Raw genomic sequence first — 13,768 nt, 5'->3', positions numbered from 1 at the left:
CCTCTCCTCCCTGTCCTCCGAAGGAGCACCCCTGTGAGACGCAAGCGAGTTCTGCCGCTGGCCGCCCTGATGCTGTGCACTCCGGCCCTGGCCGGCACGGCACCCGCGGCCGCCTCGCCACGGACCGCGCCCCCGGCCGCCGGCCCGCTGCGGATCCTGCTCACCAACGACGACGGCTACAACGCGCCCGGCATCCGGAAGGCGTTCGAGCGGCTGACCGCTGCCGGACACGACGTCACGATCGTCGCGCCGCTCACCAATCAGAGCGGTACCGGTACGAAGATGATGAGCGCGCCCACCCTCACGGTGAAGCACCCCGAGCCCAAGGTGTGGGCCGTGGACGGCACACCGGGCGACTCCGTCGCCTTCGGGCTGGCCGAGGTCTTCGCGGACGAGGCCCCCGACCTGGTGGTCTCGGGCACCAACTTCGGCCCGAACGTCGCCGGACTCGCCACCCACTCGGGTACGGTCGGCGGCGCCGTCGCCGCGCTGGAGTCCGGCGTCCCCGCCATCGCGCTGAGCACCGGCGGTGTGACCGCACCCGACCCGGTCACCACCGTCAACGCGATGGGCCCGACGCTCGACTTCGCCGTCAAGCTGATCGACCGGCTGCGGGCGCGGGCCCGGTCCGGCCCGCTGCTACCCAAGGGCGTCGGCCTCAACGTCAACCACCCCGTGGTCGGCGCGGACGGCACGGGTACGGCCGCCGGTGTGGCCGCGACCTTCCAAGATCCGCAGAACTTCCTCCAGCCGGACTTCACCGATTCCGGCGACGGCACCTGGAAGGTGACCGTGAAGGTCGCGCTGCGTCCCGCGGCCAAGGGCGGCGACATCGAGGCCGTGAGCGCGGACCGGATCGCCGTCAGCCCGATGAACGCCGACTGGAACACCGGCCCGGCCGACCACGCCCTGGCCTCCGCCCTGATCACGGGGCTCCGCCCGTAGGCACTGTCCCACCCATAGGACGGCCGGGGGCGCGGCGAGTGGTGCGCCCGCCCCGCCCCCGGCCTTCGGTCACACCCCAGGAGGACCGATGAAGTGGCCCGGCAAGCGGCTTACTTCGGCAAGACCCCTGCTCGGCACGGCCCTCGCGCTGGCAGCCCTGCTCACCTCGGCGCTGCCGGCGGCGGCGCTGCCCGGTGGCACGGCCGGTTCCGGCGCGTCCGACGGATCGTCGCGCCCGGTGGTCGCCCTCGCGCAGGGCGCCCTGCGGGGACAGACGCGGGACGGGGCGCAGGAGTTCCTCGGCGTCCCGTACGCCGCTCCCCCGGTCGGGGTCGCACGGCTTCGCCCGCCGCGGCCGGCGCCCCGGTGGACCGGGGTGCGGGAGGCCGACCGGCAGGCTCCCGCGTGCCTGCAGTTCTCGCCGTTCGGGCTGCGTGATCCGCGGGCCGCCGACGAGGACTGCCTGTACCTGGACGTCTACCGGCCCCGGACGGCCCGTCCCGGAGCCCGGCTCCCGGTGGTCTTCTGGATGCACGGGGGCGCATACAGCCAGGGCACGGGAACCCAGTTCGGCGGGCGCACCATGGCCGATCTCACCCAGACCGTGGTGGTGAGCATCAACTACCGGCTGGGGCAGCTCGGTTATCTGACTCTGCCCGAGCCGGCCGAGGGCAGCTCCCCGCGCTCCGGGTCCTTCGGGCTCATGGACCAGATCGCGGCCCTGCGGTGGACCCGGGAGAACATCGCGGCGTTCGGCGGGAACCCGGACAGTGTCACGGTCTCCGGCCAGTCCGCGGGCAGCGGTTCGGTCTGTGCACTGCTCGCCGCTCCCTCGGCCGCGGGCCTGTTCCACCGGGCCGTGCTGCAGAGCGGACCGTGCACCTTGCTGCGTACGCCCGACAGCGCGCGGGCCGAGGCGCAGGCGCGGGCCTTCGCCGCGCGGGCGGGGTGCCCCGGTCCGGCCGGGGTCGCGACCTGTCTGCGCGGCGCCTCGGGAGCGGCCCTGGTGGACGCGGCCCGTACGCTGCCCACCCCGGGTCCGGCCTCCGGCGACGGCCTGCTGCCGGTCGATCCGGAGCAGGCGATCCGCGGCGGGACGTGGAACAAGGTGCCGGTCCTGATCGGGAGCACCCGCTCCGAGGCCCGCTTCTTCGTCGCCCTCAGCCAGCCCGGGCTGACGCAGGAGCAGTACACGGCGCAGATCCTGGCGGCTTACGGGGACGCGGGGGCCGAGGTCCTCGCCCGTTATCCGGTCGCGGACCACGGGTCGCCCTACCTGGCGCTGTCGGCCGTCATGACCGACTCGTCCTTCGCCTGCCACACCGCGTGGACGGCGGAGCTCTTCGCCTCCCAAGTGCCGACGTACGCCTACGAGTTCGACGACCCGCAGTCGCCGACGCTGGCCGGGGCGCAGGTGCCGGGACTGGACGAGTCGAACGCGCACAGCGCGGAGCTGGCCTACCTCCACGACTTCACCATGGGCGACCGCCCGCTGACCCCGGTCCAGGTCGCGCTGGCGACCCGGATGAAGCGCTACTGGGGTGCTTTCGCGCGCTTCGGTGCTCCCGCCGTGCCGGGGCAGACCCGGTGGCCGGCGGTCGTCCCCGGCTCCGGCGCCGCTCCGGTCCTCACCCTCAACCCCTCGTCCATCACCGCGAGTTCGTCGTTCGCGGCGGACCACCAGTGCGCGTTCTGGCGGACCCGGCCGCCCCTGCCCTTCTAGGCCCTGTCCGGCGAGGTCCGTCGGCGGCGCCCGCGCCGGACCGTGAAGACCGCCGCGAGCGCCACGAGGGCCGCCGACACCGTCAGGAGCCACACCGGAACGCCGTCGCCCACCGTGAGCAGCTCGTCGTGGTAGACGGTCCGGCGGTAGGGGGTGTCCTTGGCGGTGGCGCGCAGTTCGTGGTCGCCGTCGATGCGGTCCGGCTCCGGGAACTCCTGGTCGATCGCTGTGAGGAACACCGGCTTGCCGCCGGTGAGTTCGGCGAGCGGGGCGCCCTTCGCGGTCACGGTGCCCGCGAAGGTCACCTTCGGTGCGGAGCCGCCGATCGGGGAGCCGGGCTCCATGCGGTGGTCGGCGAGCACGTACAGCCCGAGGGACTGGGGGGTCTTCGCCATCCGGGAGAGCCGCATCGGGTAGACCAGCCGGTCGCTGTCGAAGCGGATCTTCAGCGGGTCCAGGGTGCCCTGCAGCTTCTTGCCCTGCTGCCGCGGGGCGAGACGGACGGCGACGTACTCCCACTTCTGGTCGACGTAGGGCTTCAGTTCGGTGGCGAGGCCGTCGGGCAGCTTGAAGCCGTTGCTCTCCAGCCAGGTCCGCAGCGCGTCCGGGTCGGTCGCGGTGAGGCGCGCGACGTCGAAGTCGCCGAGCTGCTCCCGGCCCACCACCCCGACCGAGGGCGCCCCGGCGGCGGGCGCGTCTCCGACCATGCCGTCCCGGGAGCCGGAGGAGAAGGGCCAGTCGCGCTCGCGCGGCCAGAAGTAGTGACGGGTCCTCTCCTGCGGCTCGGTCATCCGGGAGAGCTCGCCGAACATGGCCCCGTCCGCGAGCTCCACCGTGGCCCGCCCCGGCACCGGCATGATCCAAGCCGCCCGGGGCGCGTCCCCGCGGACGACGAACCGCATCACGATCTGTTCCGTGCGGCCGTCCCAGCGCACGACCGAGGTCTCCTTCTCGACCCCGATCCGCGCATAGCCCTCAGGGATCATCGCCCCGCACCCGCACGCCCAAGCGGGGTTGACCAGCGAGCCCACCTGGGTCGCGAGCAGGGCGAACAGCAGGACCAGAATTCTTCGTTTCATCCACACGGGGTCTCAGACGACGGCCCGCGTGATCCGGTTCCGGCCCGCGGCTCAGCTGCCCGAGCCGGTGCGGACGGCGTTGCGCCAGACCGTCACGTCCAGCGTCATGTACTTGCTGGGGGAACCCTCGGGGGAGAACCCCTGCACCGTCACGAGGCCCATGTGGCCGGTGCCCGTGGTGACGCAGATCTGCCGCCCCTTGGCGAGCTTGGTCAGATAGATGTTCTTGGCGAACCGCGTCTCGGCGCGGCAGACGGCGAGGGATCCCTCCTGCCCGGGATCGAGCAGGACCATGTTCCCCTCCGAGGTCTCCGCGTCGAGGTACCCGCCGGTGTCGTAGGAGAGTTCGTACCCGCCGTCCTCGCCCTCCTGGGGCCGGACGTCCTCGTCCCCGAGGGTCAGGTGGTAGCCGGCGGTGAGGTTGATGCCCTTGTGGTCGGTGGGCGTCGGATCGGCCTTGGCGCTCGCCTTCGCGCTCGGCTTCGCCGTGCCCGTCCCGCCTCCGCCGGCCGTGGCCGTCCCCGCCTCCGTGTCCTTGCCCTTGTCCTGCGAGGAGCCACTGCCCTGCGCCTGCTGCCCGTTGTCCTTGAGCAGGACGTACGCCGTGCCGATTCCCGCGACGGCGAAGACCAGCGCGGCCGCGAGCGCGATGAACAGGCCCCGCTTGCCCGAGCTCTTCGGGGGCTGGGCACCCGGGGGCACGGGGTATCCGGGGTATCCCTGCGGCTGCGGGTGCGTCGGGAACTGGGTCGGGGCGTAGGCGTGGGCGTGGGCCTGCGCGGGCGCCTGCGCGGGGTACTGCTGCTGCGGGTGCGGCTGTTGCTGCGGGTGCGGGTGCTGCGGCTGCTGCTGGGGCAGCGCCGGTCCGTAGCCCGGAGGCGGGGTGGCCGGGGCCGCCGGCGTGGCGGCAGGAGCGGCCGGCGGGGTGGCCGGAGCCACCGGCGTGGTGGGCGAGTACGCCGCCACGGTCGGGGCGGCCGAGGGCGGCGGCGGGGTCTGGACCGGCGCGGGCGCGGCCGCGCGCACGGTGATGTCGGCGGCCACCGGAGCCGGCAGCCAGTCCTCGGGGCGGCGCAGGACCGTCTCGGCGTTCGCGGCCTGGCAGAGCGCGATGATCTCGGAGAGGGACGGCCTGGCCTCGGGGTCCTTGGCGAGGCAGCGGGTGACCAGTTCGGTCAGCCGCTCCGGGACCCCGCTGAGGTCGGGTTCCTCGTGGACGATCCGGTAGAGCACGCCGTGCGAGGTCCCCTCGCCGAAGGCCGGGGTACCCGTGGCCGCGTACGCGGCGACCTGGCCGAGCGCGAAGATGTCGGTGGCCGGGGTGACCTTGCGCCCGGCGGCCTGCTCGGGGGCCATGAAGGAGGGCGTGCCGATGGTCACTCCGCTGCCGGTGAGCGAGGTGGCGTCGGCGGCGTAGGCGATTCCGAAGTCGATGACGCGGGGCCCGTCCGCGGCGAGCAGCACGTTGGACGGCTTGAGGTCGCGGTGCACGATGCCCGCGCCGTGGATGACGTGCAGGGCCTCGGCCATGCCGGCGATCAGCAGCAGCACCGCCTCGACGGGCAGTGCCCCGTGCGCGACGACCGCGTCGGCGAGCGAGGGGCCCGGCACGTAGGCGGTGGCCAGCCAGGGCTGCGCGCCGTCGGTGTCGGCGTCGATGACGGGGGCGGTGAACAGACCCTGCACCCGCTGGGCGGACTGCACTTCCTGGGCGAACCGGCGGCGGAATTCGGCGTCCTCGCCGAACTCGGGGCGGATCACCTTGATCGCCACGGGCCGGCCGCCGGGGGTGTACGACAGGTACACCTTGCCCATGCCGCCGGCGCCGAGCTTGGCGGCCAGCCGGTACCCGGCGATGGTGGTCGGGTCGTCTCCCGCGAGCGGTTGGAAGACCTGAGGGGTAGTGTCCCGGCCCGGCTGCTGACCACTCATCAACTCATGTCTCCCACGCAGATCTCTCCTGTCGACCGGCACCCTACCGGGCGTCCGGGCCGGGTCTCACACGGGTGGCCGCGCACAGCCCCGCAGGAGCGCGGGGGTGACGTCCTCCAGGGACCGGACGAAGGTCCTCAGCGGCGACGCCGGGACCGGCAGCAGCGAGGGGACCACCAGGAGCCCGCAGCCGGCCGCCTCGGCCGACGCCGCGCCGTCCGGGGAGTCCTCCACCGCCACGCACGCGCCCGGTGCGACGCCGAGCCGCCCGGCGGCCGCCCGGTAGGGGTCCGGGTGCGGCTTGGTCCGCCCGGTGTCGTCGGCGGACACCGTGAAGGCGAAGGGGACATGGGCCAGCGAGCCGCCGACCACGGAGTCCACGACCACCCGCGGCGAGGCGCTGACCAGGGCGAAGGGGACACCCTCCGCCTCCAGGGCGGCCAGCAGTCGCCGGGCGCCGGGCCGCAGCGGCGCGCCCGCCTCCACCCGGCGGAAGAAGCCGTCCGTGAGGGCGGCCGCGATCCCGGCAGGGTCTCCCCCGCCCACGGTCCGTACGAGGTGCGCGGCGGTGTCCTCCACCGCACGGCCGACCACCTCCGGCGCGTCCGCGTCGGTGAGCCGGTGGCCGAGGCCGTCGGCTATCTCCTCGGTGGTCCGCCACCACAGCACCTCGGTGTCGACGAGGGTGCCGTCCATGTCGAACAGGACCGCGGCGAGGGTACTCACACGGACCTGGCCACGACGAGCACGGGCCGTTCGGCCAGCCCCACGGCGGCCCGGGCGCCGGGCACCAGGGCGCCCGCGTCCCGCGAGGGCAGGTCGGCCTTGACCGGCACGCCGCCGGGCAGTTCCAGGTGGAGGCGGGTCACCGAGCCGAAGAAGGAGGCGGAGACGACGGTGGCCTCGCCCTCGGCGTCGGCGGTCGCCGTCACGTTCTCGGGCCGTACGAGGACCTCCACCTCCGGTGTCGGGGGAACCGGGCCGTCCACCGGCAGCCGTACGCCCGCCACCGCCACCAGGCCGGAGTCGGTGAGCCGTCCGGGCAGCCGGTTCATGGTGCCGACGAACTCGGCGACGAACGGCGTCGCGGGCCGCTCGTACAACTCCGCCGGGGCGGCGCACTGTTCCAGTCTCCCGGCGTTCAGCACCGCTACCCGGTCGGCCATCGACAGCGCCTCCTCCTGGTCGTGGGTGACGAACACGGTGGTGATGCCGAGGGACAGCTGAAGCCTGCGGATCTCCTCGCGCAGGTTGGACCGTACCTTGGCGTCCAGCGCGGAGAGGGGTTCGTCGAGCAGGAGCACGCGCGGGCGCAGGGCCAGGGCGCGGGCGAGCGCGACGCGCTGCTGCTGCCCGCCGGACATCTGGTGCGGGTAGCGGTCGCCGTGGTCGGGGAGGCCCACCAGGTCCAGGAGTTCGGCGGCCCGCTCGCGGCGCTGCGCCGCCGCGACCTTGCGTACGCGCAGTCCGAAGGCGACGTTGTCGCGGGCGCTGAGGTTCGGGAAGAGGCTGTACGACTGGAAGACCATCCCGGCGTCGCGGCGGTTGGCCGGGACCCGGGTGATGTCCTGTCCGTCGACCAGGACTTCGCCGGAGTCGGGCTGCTCGAAACCGGCGACGACGCGCAGGGCGGTGGTCTTCCCGCAGCCCGACGGGCCGAGCAGGGCGAGGAGTTCGCCGGGCTCGACGGTCAGGTCGAGGCCGTCCAGGGCGACGGTGGAGCCGAACGCCCGTCGCATGCCGCGGAATTCGACGCGCGCGCCGGCGGGCTCCGCGGAGCCGGCCGGCTTTCCGGCGGCGGGCAGGGTGGTGGAGGTGGACATGGCGGGGTCAGGACTCCTTGCGGGAGGTGGTGGCGGGCGCGGCGGTGGACGGGGCGGTGCCGGCCCGGGAGAGGGCGAGCAGCAGCAGCCAGGTGATCAGGAGGCTGAGGACGGATACGGCCACCGACATCCGGGCCTGGGCTCCGGAGATCGAGACGATCCACACCGCGAAGGGCTGGAAGCCGAGGAGGGAGGCGATGGTGAACTCGCCGAGCACCAGGGCCAGGGTGAGGAAGGCGGCGCCGGCGATAGAGGCCCGCAGGTTCGGCAGCAGCACGCGCAGGACCACGTACGGCCAGCTCGCGCCGCAGCTGCGGGCCGCCTCGACGAGGGTCGGCACGTCGACGGCGCGCAGGCCGGCGTCGAGCGAGCGGTAGACGAAGGGCAGGGCCAGCACGGTGTAGGCGAGGACCAGGACGACGGGGAACTTCTCGTTCTGGACGGCGAGGAACGTCTGGTAGAGCGGGGTCCGCGACAGGTGTTCCGGTCCCCAGCGCAGCACGGTGGTGATCCCGGTGACGAGGGCGATCGGCGGTACCACCAGCGGCAGCATGCACATGATCTCGACGACGGGGCGCAGGCGCGGGGAGCCGACGCGTACGGCGACCAGCGCGGGCACGGCGAGGGTGAGCGACAGCGCGATGGTGGCGGCGGCCAGGCCGAGGGAGAGCAGCAGGCTCTCGGTGAAGCCGTCGGCGGAGAGCAGCTCGGTGTAGGCCTCGAAGGAGATCCCCTGGCCGGGCACGTGCACGGTGAAGACGAAGGAGGCGAGGAGCGGGATCAGGAAGTACGCGCCCGCCAGCGCGAGGACGGCTCCGCGCCAGACGCCGGGAGCGCGGCGGGGGCGGGAGGCGGCCGGGCGCGCGGGCCGGTTCCCGGCCGGGGCGGTCGGCGCCGGTGCCGCGGGGGCGTCGGCCTGATCGACCTGTCCGGCCTGTCCGGCCGGACCGGCCTGTCCGGCCTGTCCGGCCTGAGCGGTCTGAGCGTCCGCCCCGGTCTGGGCGTCCGGTGCCGGCGAGCCGGGCGGGGCGGGTGGGGTCATCGCAGCCATCGGGCGCTCCGTCGCTGGAGGGGCAGGTAGACCGCCATGACCAGGCCGGCGATCAGGATCATGTCGAGGCCGAGGGCGAGCGCCACGTTCTCCTGGCCGGTGAGCACGTTGCCGGACAGCGCGTCCGCGATCTTGAGCGTGACCAGCGGGACGGACCCGCCCACGAGGGCCGCGGCCGTGGCGTGCGCGGCGAAGGCGGTGCCGAAGAGCAGCACGAACCCGCCGAGCAGGGAGGGCGCGAGCACCGGCAGGCCGACGTGGCGCCAGAACTGCCATCCGCTGGCCCCGTTGTTCTGGGCGGCCTCGCGCCACTGCGGGCGCAGGCCCTCCAGCGCCGGCGCGATCACCAGCACCATCAGCGGGATCAGGAAGTACAGGTAGACCACGGTGAGGCCGGTGAAGGAGTACAGGTTCCAGCCGAGGCCGCCGAGGTCGGCGAGCTGGGTGACGACTCCGGAGATCCCGACGGTGGCGATGAACGTGAACGCGAGCGGGACACCGCCGAAGTTGGCGAGCACGCCCGAGGCCGTCAGCGCCGCGCGGCGCAGTCCGGCGGAGCGGGAGGTGACCACGGCCTGGGCGATCAGGACACCGAGCACTCCGCCGATCAGTGCGGTGAGGGCGGAGAGCTGGACGCTCCCGGACCCGCAGGCCGGCCACGGCCGAGGAGGCGCAGCGGCTCGCGCTGGACCCGGGTACCGAGATCCTGGCCGTGCTGCGGCTGCGCGTGCTCGACGGGGAGCCCACCATGGTGGAGCGGACCGCCTACGCCGACTGGGTCGCGGCGGGCGTCGAGGCGCTGCCGGTGGACTGCCGTTCCGTCATGGACAGCCTGGCCCAGGACTCCGGGATCGTGGCCCACCACGGCGAGCACCTCCTCGACGCCCTGGCGGCGGGCAGCGAGGACGCCCGGCTGCTGGAGATCCGGCGCGGCAGTCCGCTGCTGCGCCAGCGCCACGTCTCCGCGACCGCGGCGGGCCGCCCGATCGAGTGGTCCGACGACCGGTACCGGGCGGGCAGCGTCACCTTCAGTGTGAGCAACTCGGCGGTAGCAACCCCCTTGGAACGGCGGGCCGGCGACCGCTGAAACGGATGGTCACCGGGACGCCGTCTCCAGCCAGGGCCGGCGCCCCGGTCCGGTCGGGTGCGTACCCGTGACGCCCGTGACCACCGAATAGAGGCTCGTCTCCGCGGCGATGAAGAGGCGGTTGCGCTTGGCGCCGCCCCAGGAGATGTTGGCAACCGTCTCGGGGACGTCGAGCCGCCCGATCAGGGTGCCGTCGGGGTCGTAGCAGTGCACCCCGTCGTCCATCGCGGCGGCCCAGAGCCTCCCGCCGTCGTCGAAGCGGAGGTTGTCGAAACGAGCCTGCGCACGGGCCGCCGCTGCGGCGAAGACCTCGCCCTCGGACAGCGTGCCGTCCTCGCGTACGTCGAAGACCCGGATGAACCCCGCCCTGGTGTCGGAGACGAACAGCTGCCGCTCGTCGTTCGAGAAGACCAGGCCGTTCGGCGCGGCGAAGCCGTCGGCGACCAGCCGCACTTCACCGGTTGCGGGATCGATGCGGTAGACGTTGTTGGCGCCGATCTCGCTCTGCGCGCGATAGCCCTCGTAGTCGCTGGTGATGCCGAAGTCCGGGTCGGAGAACCAGATCGAACCATCGGACTTCACCGCCGCGTCGTTCGGGCTGTTCAGGCGCTTGCCCTTCCATCGGTCCGCCAGCACGGTGATGGTGCCGTCGTGTTCGGTGCGCGTCACGCGGCGGTTGCCCTGCTCGCAGGTGATCAGTCGGCCCTGGCGGTCGAGGGTGTTGCCGTTGGTGTGCCCGGCGGAGCGCCGGAAGACGCTGACAGCGCCCGTCTCTTCCTCCCAACGCAGCATCCGGTCGTTGGGGATGTCGCTCCAGATCACCTGTCGCCAGGCGGGCAGGTAGATCGGCCCCTCGGCCCAGCGGCAGCCGGTGTACAGGACCTCCAGCGCGTCATCACCGTTCATGCACCGACCGGTACGGAACCTTTCGTCGAGCATCTCGTACAGCGCAGGGCGCTCGCTGGTCATGGGGCTTCCCTTCCCTACAGACATCGCCTACCGAACTTGATCTGGTCTACAGCTAAGAGTGCAGGATGATCTACAGCCAACACCACAGGATTCCGAATAGAGAGCTGTTGATCACATCGCCTACCCTGTGGGAATGATCAAGCCGGTAGAGCTCGTGATATTCGACTGCGACGGTGTCCTGGTCGACAGTGAACGTCTCGCTGTACGCCTCCAGGTCGCGCTCGGGGCCGAGTTGGGCTGGCCGCTCACCGAGGACGAGGTGGTCGAGCGCTTCGTCGGGCGCTCCAAGGAGTCGATCGTCGAGCAGCTCACCGAGCGGCTCGGCGCGGGGACGGCGGGGCTCTGGTGGAAGCAGCTCATCCAGCGGCACCGGGATGCGGTGGACCTCGGACTGGACCCGGTGGACGGGCTGCCCGAGGCGCTCGCCGCACTCACACTGCGGACCTGCGTCGCCTCCAGCGGTTCGCACGAGAAGATGCGTCACACACTGGGACGTACCGGGTTGTACGACCACTTCGAGGGCCGTATCTACAGCGCGAGCGAGGTGTCCCGGGGCAAGCCCGCCCCGGACCTCTTCCTGTACGCCGCCCGGCGGATGGGTGTCGACCCGGCGGCGTGCGCGGTGGTCGAGGACAGCGGGCCCGGCGTCCGGGCAGCCAGAGCGGCCGGGATGCGCGCCTTCGGCTACTCCGGTGGCCCGACGCCCGCCGAGCGACTCGAAGGCCCCGGCACGATCGTCTTCGACGACATGCGCGAGCTGCCGGAGCTGCTCGCCGGACAGTGACGCCGGGCCGGGGGCCCGGCATCGGACCACGCCGTGTGACAGCACACCTGATGCTGTGACCGCATGGGTACAGTCGCCCGATGCTGTGCATCGACTTCCCCATCACCACCCCCCGGCTGATACTCCGTCCGTTCCGGCCCGAGGACGCCGAGGACGTCTGCGACTACCAGCGTCGGCCCGACGTCGCCCGGTTCATGCGGTGGGAGCCGCGCGGACCGGAGGACGTCCGGGTGGCGGTGGAGCAGATGGCCCGGGAGACCGAACTGGCCTCGGACGGGGACTGCCTCAGCCTGGCGGTCGTCGAGCCGGGCACGGGGACGGTCGTCGGCCAGGTCGAACTGGTCCTGCTCAGCGCGGAACACCGCCAGGGCGAGCTCGGCTGTGTCTTCCACCCCGCCCACCAGGGCAAGGGCTTCGCCACCGAGGCCGCGTTCGCCGTCCTGCGCCTGGGATTCGACGCACTGGGGCTGCACCGGGTGATCGGCCGCTGCCACGCGGACAACGCCGCCTCCGCCGGACTCCTCGAACGCCTGGGCATGCGCCGGGAGGCCCGTTTCATCGGAACGGAGTTCTTCAAGGGTGCATGGCGCGACGACCTGGTGTACGCCATGCTCCGGCGGGAGTGGCGGACCCCCGGCGGACCCCCGGCGGCCCGTCGGCGCAGGTCGCGTGCCCCTGAAACAGGCACCGGCACTTGCCCTTGAGCGAGATCGACGAGCAACCCGGCGCGGCGGCCCGGCCGTTGTCCATGGCGTAGACCCGGTCGAAGGCGGTGGGTACGGAGACGAATCTTCCGCATGCGTCCGGCTCTGCCGCTGTATCGTCCCGAGCGGAACTGACGGTCGGCTGAACGCGTATGAAGGAAAACTGATGATCGACGTGCAGCGGCTGCGCATCCTGCGGGCCGTGGCGGAGCACGGCAGCTTCAACAAGGCGGCCCGGGCCCTGCTCCTGACCCCGTCGGCCGTCTCCCAGCACATCGCCTCGCTGGAGCGCACGCTCGGGCAGCGGGTGGCGGTGCGCAGCACCCGCGGGGTCACGCTGACCGAGCCGGGACGGCTGCTCGTGGAGGCGGCGGAGACGATATCCGCCGAACTGGACCAGGTCCGCAACGAGATCGACCGGCTCACCACGCCGCGGCCGCACCTCACCGTGGCCACCTTCACCAGCGGGGGCCGCCATCTGCTGCCCGAGGCGCTCTCCCGGTTCGTGGCCACCCATCCGGAGGTGGAGCTGACGGTGCTGGAGAGAGAGCCGGAGGCCGCCGTGCCGATGGTCCGGGCCGGCGCCGCCGACCTCGCCCTGGCCTACCACTTCGACGGGCCGCCGCCCGTGCGGCCGGACGAACGCCCCGCGCTCGACTGGGTCCCGCTGATGGAGGACCCGCTGTGGCTGGTCCTGCCGCGCGGCCACCGCCTCGCGGACCGGACCTCGATCGGCCTGGCCGAGCTCGCCGCCGAGCGCTGGGTGCTCGGCTGCCTCAAGACGGAGGCCTTCCTGCGCCGTTACGCGGACCTCGCCGGGTTCGACCTCCGGGTCGGGGCGTCCACCACCGACTACTTCTTCGCGCAGACGCTGGTCGCGGCCGGTGTCGGGGTCTCCCTGGTACCGCACGTGTCGCTGGCCCCGGCAGCCGAGCTGGTGGTCGTCCGCGTCGAACCGCCGCGCCCCGCCCGGCACATCGGGCTCGTCACCCCGCGCCGGCGCCGCCCCCACCCGTACGCCGACGCCCTGAGCGGGGCCCTGACCGCTGTCGCCGCCTCGGCGCGGAACGGAGTCCGCCCGTGAACCACCTCCTGTGCGGGCTCGCGGCCAATCCGGCGCTGCCCTCCGCGCTCCTCGACCTGCTGCTGACGCGGGCGGTGGCCGAGGGTCCGGCGGTGGCCGAAGGTCCGGAGGCAGCCGAGGGTCCGGAAGCGGCCGACGGGCCGCTCGACCTCGACGCCGAGGAGCTCGTCCTCGCCCTGGCCCACCGTCCCGATCTCGGGCGCGTGCGGGCGCGGACGCTCGCCGGGCGGGAGGAGAGCACCGCGGTCCGACTGGCCTACGGCGGGCAGCTCGACGCCGACGACGTCGATCCCGCGGCGTGGCCCGTCGCCGCCGTCGCGCTGCTCGACGCGGGCGCCGACCGGCCCGAGTGGGCCCGCCTGCTCGCCGCGCACCCCGATCCCCGTGTCCGGTGGCGGCTGGCCTCCTGCCCCGGGCTGCCGCCGGACGTCACCGAGACCCTCGCCGCCGACCCTGACACGGGTGTGGTGGCGGAACTCGCCCTGTGGACCACGGCGGAGGCCGCCGACCGCCTCGCCCGCCATCCGCACGCGGAGGTCCGCTACTCCGCCGCCCTCAACGAGGCCGTGGCACCCGCCGCGCTGGCC

The 13,768-nt window shown here is 73.3% G+C and carries 11 protein-coding genes and 2 pseudogenes; 6 read left to right on the top strand and 7 right to left on the bottom strand.

Features of this window, described 5'->3' with window-relative positions; translation table 11 throughout:
* Positions 1–33 precede the first annotated feature (33 nt).
* Positions 34–945 carry a 5'/3'-nucleotidase SurE gene (gene surE / locus ACGFYQ_RS20240; protein ID WP_393745677.1) on the top strand — a complete coding sequence of 304 codons (912 nt, stop codon included), beginning with the start codon at positions 34–36 and terminating at the stop codon, positions 943–945.
* A gap of 88 nt (positions 946–1,033) precedes the next feature.
* Positions 1,034–2,668 (top strand): carboxylesterase/lipase family protein, encoded by a 1,635-nt coding sequence (locus ACGFYQ_RS20235; RefSeq protein ID WP_393745675.1) that lies wholly within the window; start codon positions 1,034–1,036, stop codon positions 2,666–2,668.
* Here the strand turns inward: ACGFYQ_RS20235 and ACGFYQ_RS20230 are convergent.
* The 6 genes and pseudogenes from ACGFYQ_RS20230 to ACGFYQ_RS20205 form a co-directional block, all read right to left on the bottom strand.
* Complete coding sequence (locus ACGFYQ_RS20230) at positions 2,665–3,747, bottom strand: DUF2330 domain-containing protein (protein ID WP_393745673.1); 1,083 nt, start codon at positions 3,745–3,747, stop codon at positions 2,665–2,667. The two genes, ACGFYQ_RS20235 and ACGFYQ_RS20230, sit on opposite strands and share 4 nt — an antisense overlap.
* Before the next feature lie 51 nt (positions 3,748–3,798).
* Complete coding sequence (locus tag ACGFYQ_RS20225; RefSeq protein ID WP_393745671.1) at positions 3,799–5,679, bottom strand: serine/threonine-protein kinase; 1,881 nt, start codon at positions 5,677–5,679, stop codon at positions 3,799–3,801.
* Between the two features lie 66 nt (positions 5,680–5,745).
* Positions 5,746–6,405, bottom strand: coding sequence for an HAD family hydrolase (locus ACGFYQ_RS20220; protein ID WP_393745669.1), 660 nt, complete (start codon positions 6,403–6,405; stop codon positions 5,746–5,748).
* A complete protein-coding gene (locus tag ACGFYQ_RS20215; RefSeq protein ID WP_393745667.1) occupies positions 6,402–7,502 on the bottom strand; it encodes an ABC transporter ATP-binding protein in 1,101 nt (366 codons plus the stop codon). Before ACGFYQ_RS20215 ends, ACGFYQ_RS20220 begins: the two co-directional genes overlap by 4 nt.
* Before the next feature lie 7 nt (positions 7,503–7,509).
* A complete protein-coding gene (locus tag ACGFYQ_RS20210) occupies positions 7,510–8,304 on the bottom strand; it encodes an ABC transporter permease (RefSeq protein ID WP_393745931.1) in 795 nt (264 codons plus the stop codon).
* A 236-nt stretch (positions 8,305–8,540) separates the two neighbouring features.
* A pseudogene (locus tag ACGFYQ_RS20205) lies at positions 8,541–9,194 on the bottom strand (ABC transporter permease); the annotation flags it as partial.
* Between ACGFYQ_RS20205 and ACGFYQ_RS20200 the strand changes: the two are divergent.
* Positions 9,191–9,640: pseudogene (locus ACGFYQ_RS20200) on the top strand (GntR family transcriptional regulator); the annotation flags it as partial. The pseudogenes ACGFYQ_RS20205 and ACGFYQ_RS20200 sit on opposite strands and share 4 nt — an antisense overlap.
* A 9-nt stretch (positions 9,641–9,649) precedes the next feature.
* Here ACGFYQ_RS20200 and ACGFYQ_RS20195 read toward each other — a convergent pair.
* Positions 9,650–10,609: an SMP-30/gluconolactonase/LRE family protein gene (locus tag ACGFYQ_RS20195; protein ID WP_393745665.1), complete on the bottom strand. Its 960-nt coding sequence runs from the start codon at positions 10,607–10,609 to the stop codon at positions 9,650–9,652.
* A 133-nt stretch (positions 10,610–10,742) separates the two neighbouring features.
* Here ACGFYQ_RS20195 and ACGFYQ_RS20190 point away from each other — a divergent pair, with 133 nt between their 5' ends.
* The 3 genes from ACGFYQ_RS20190 to ACGFYQ_RS20180 all read left to right on the top strand — a co-directional run bounded on the left by ACGFYQ_RS20190 (position 10,743) and on the right by ACGFYQ_RS20180 (position 13,181).
* Positions 10,743–11,393 (top strand): HAD family hydrolase, encoded by a 651-nt coding sequence (locus ACGFYQ_RS20190; RefSeq protein ID WP_393745663.1) that lies wholly within the window; start codon positions 10,743–10,745, stop codon positions 11,391–11,393.
* Between the two features lie 80 nt (positions 11,394–11,473).
* On the top strand, positions 11,474–12,097 hold the full coding sequence (locus ACGFYQ_RS20185; protein ID WP_393745661.1) for a GNAT family N-acetyltransferase: 624 nt from the start codon (positions 11,474–11,476) through the stop codon (positions 12,095–12,097).
* Positions 12,098–12,263: 166 nt separating this feature from the next.
* A complete protein-coding gene (locus ACGFYQ_RS20180; RefSeq protein WP_393745659.1) occupies positions 12,264–13,181 on the top strand; it encodes a LysR family transcriptional regulator in 918 nt (305 codons plus the stop codon).
* Positions 13,182–13,768: the final 587 nt, after the last annotated feature.

The sequence above is a fragment of the Streptomyces sp. NPDC048258 genome, from assembly GCF_043201995.1.
Lineage (GTDB): Bacteria > Actinomycetota > Actinomycetes > Streptomycetales > Streptomycetaceae > Streptomyces.
Note: the sequence above shows the minus strand (reverse complement) of the source record. Positions and strands in the feature narration are given on the sequence as shown.

Bases quoted from the DNA above. Each gene is read 5' to 3' on its own strand.
- ACGFYQ_RS20235 (WP_393745675.1), top strand. From the start codon at position 1,034: ATGAAGTGGCCCGGCAAGCGGCTTACTTCGGCAAGACCCCTGCTCGGC.
- ACGFYQ_RS20230 (WP_393745673.1), bottom strand. From the start codon at position 3,747: ATGAAACGAAGAATTCTGGTCCTGCTGTTCGCCCTGCTCGCGACCCAG.
- ACGFYQ_RS20225 (WP_393745671.1), bottom strand. From the start codon at position 5,679: ATGAGTGGTCAGCAGCCGGGCCGGGACACTACCCCTCAGGTCTTCCAA.
- ACGFYQ_RS20215 (WP_393745667.1), bottom strand. From the start codon at position 7,502: ATGTCCACCTCCACCACCCTGCCCGCCGCCGGAAAGCCGGCCGGCTCC.
- ACGFYQ_RS20195 (WP_393745665.1), bottom strand. From the start codon at position 10,609: ATGACCAGCGAGCGCCCTGCGCTGTACGAGATGCTCGACGAAAGGTTC.
- ACGFYQ_RS20190 (WP_393745663.1), top strand. From the start codon at position 10,743: ATGATCAAGCCGGTAGAGCTCGTGATATTCGACTGCGACGGTGTCCTG.
- ACGFYQ_RS20185 (WP_393745661.1), top strand. From the start codon at position 11,474: ATGCTGTGCATCGACTTCCCCATCACCACCCCCCGGCTGATACTCCGT.
- ACGFYQ_RS20180 (WP_393745659.1), top strand. From the start codon at position 12,264: ATGATCGACGTGCAGCGGCTGCGCATCCTGCGGGCCGTGGCGGAGCAC.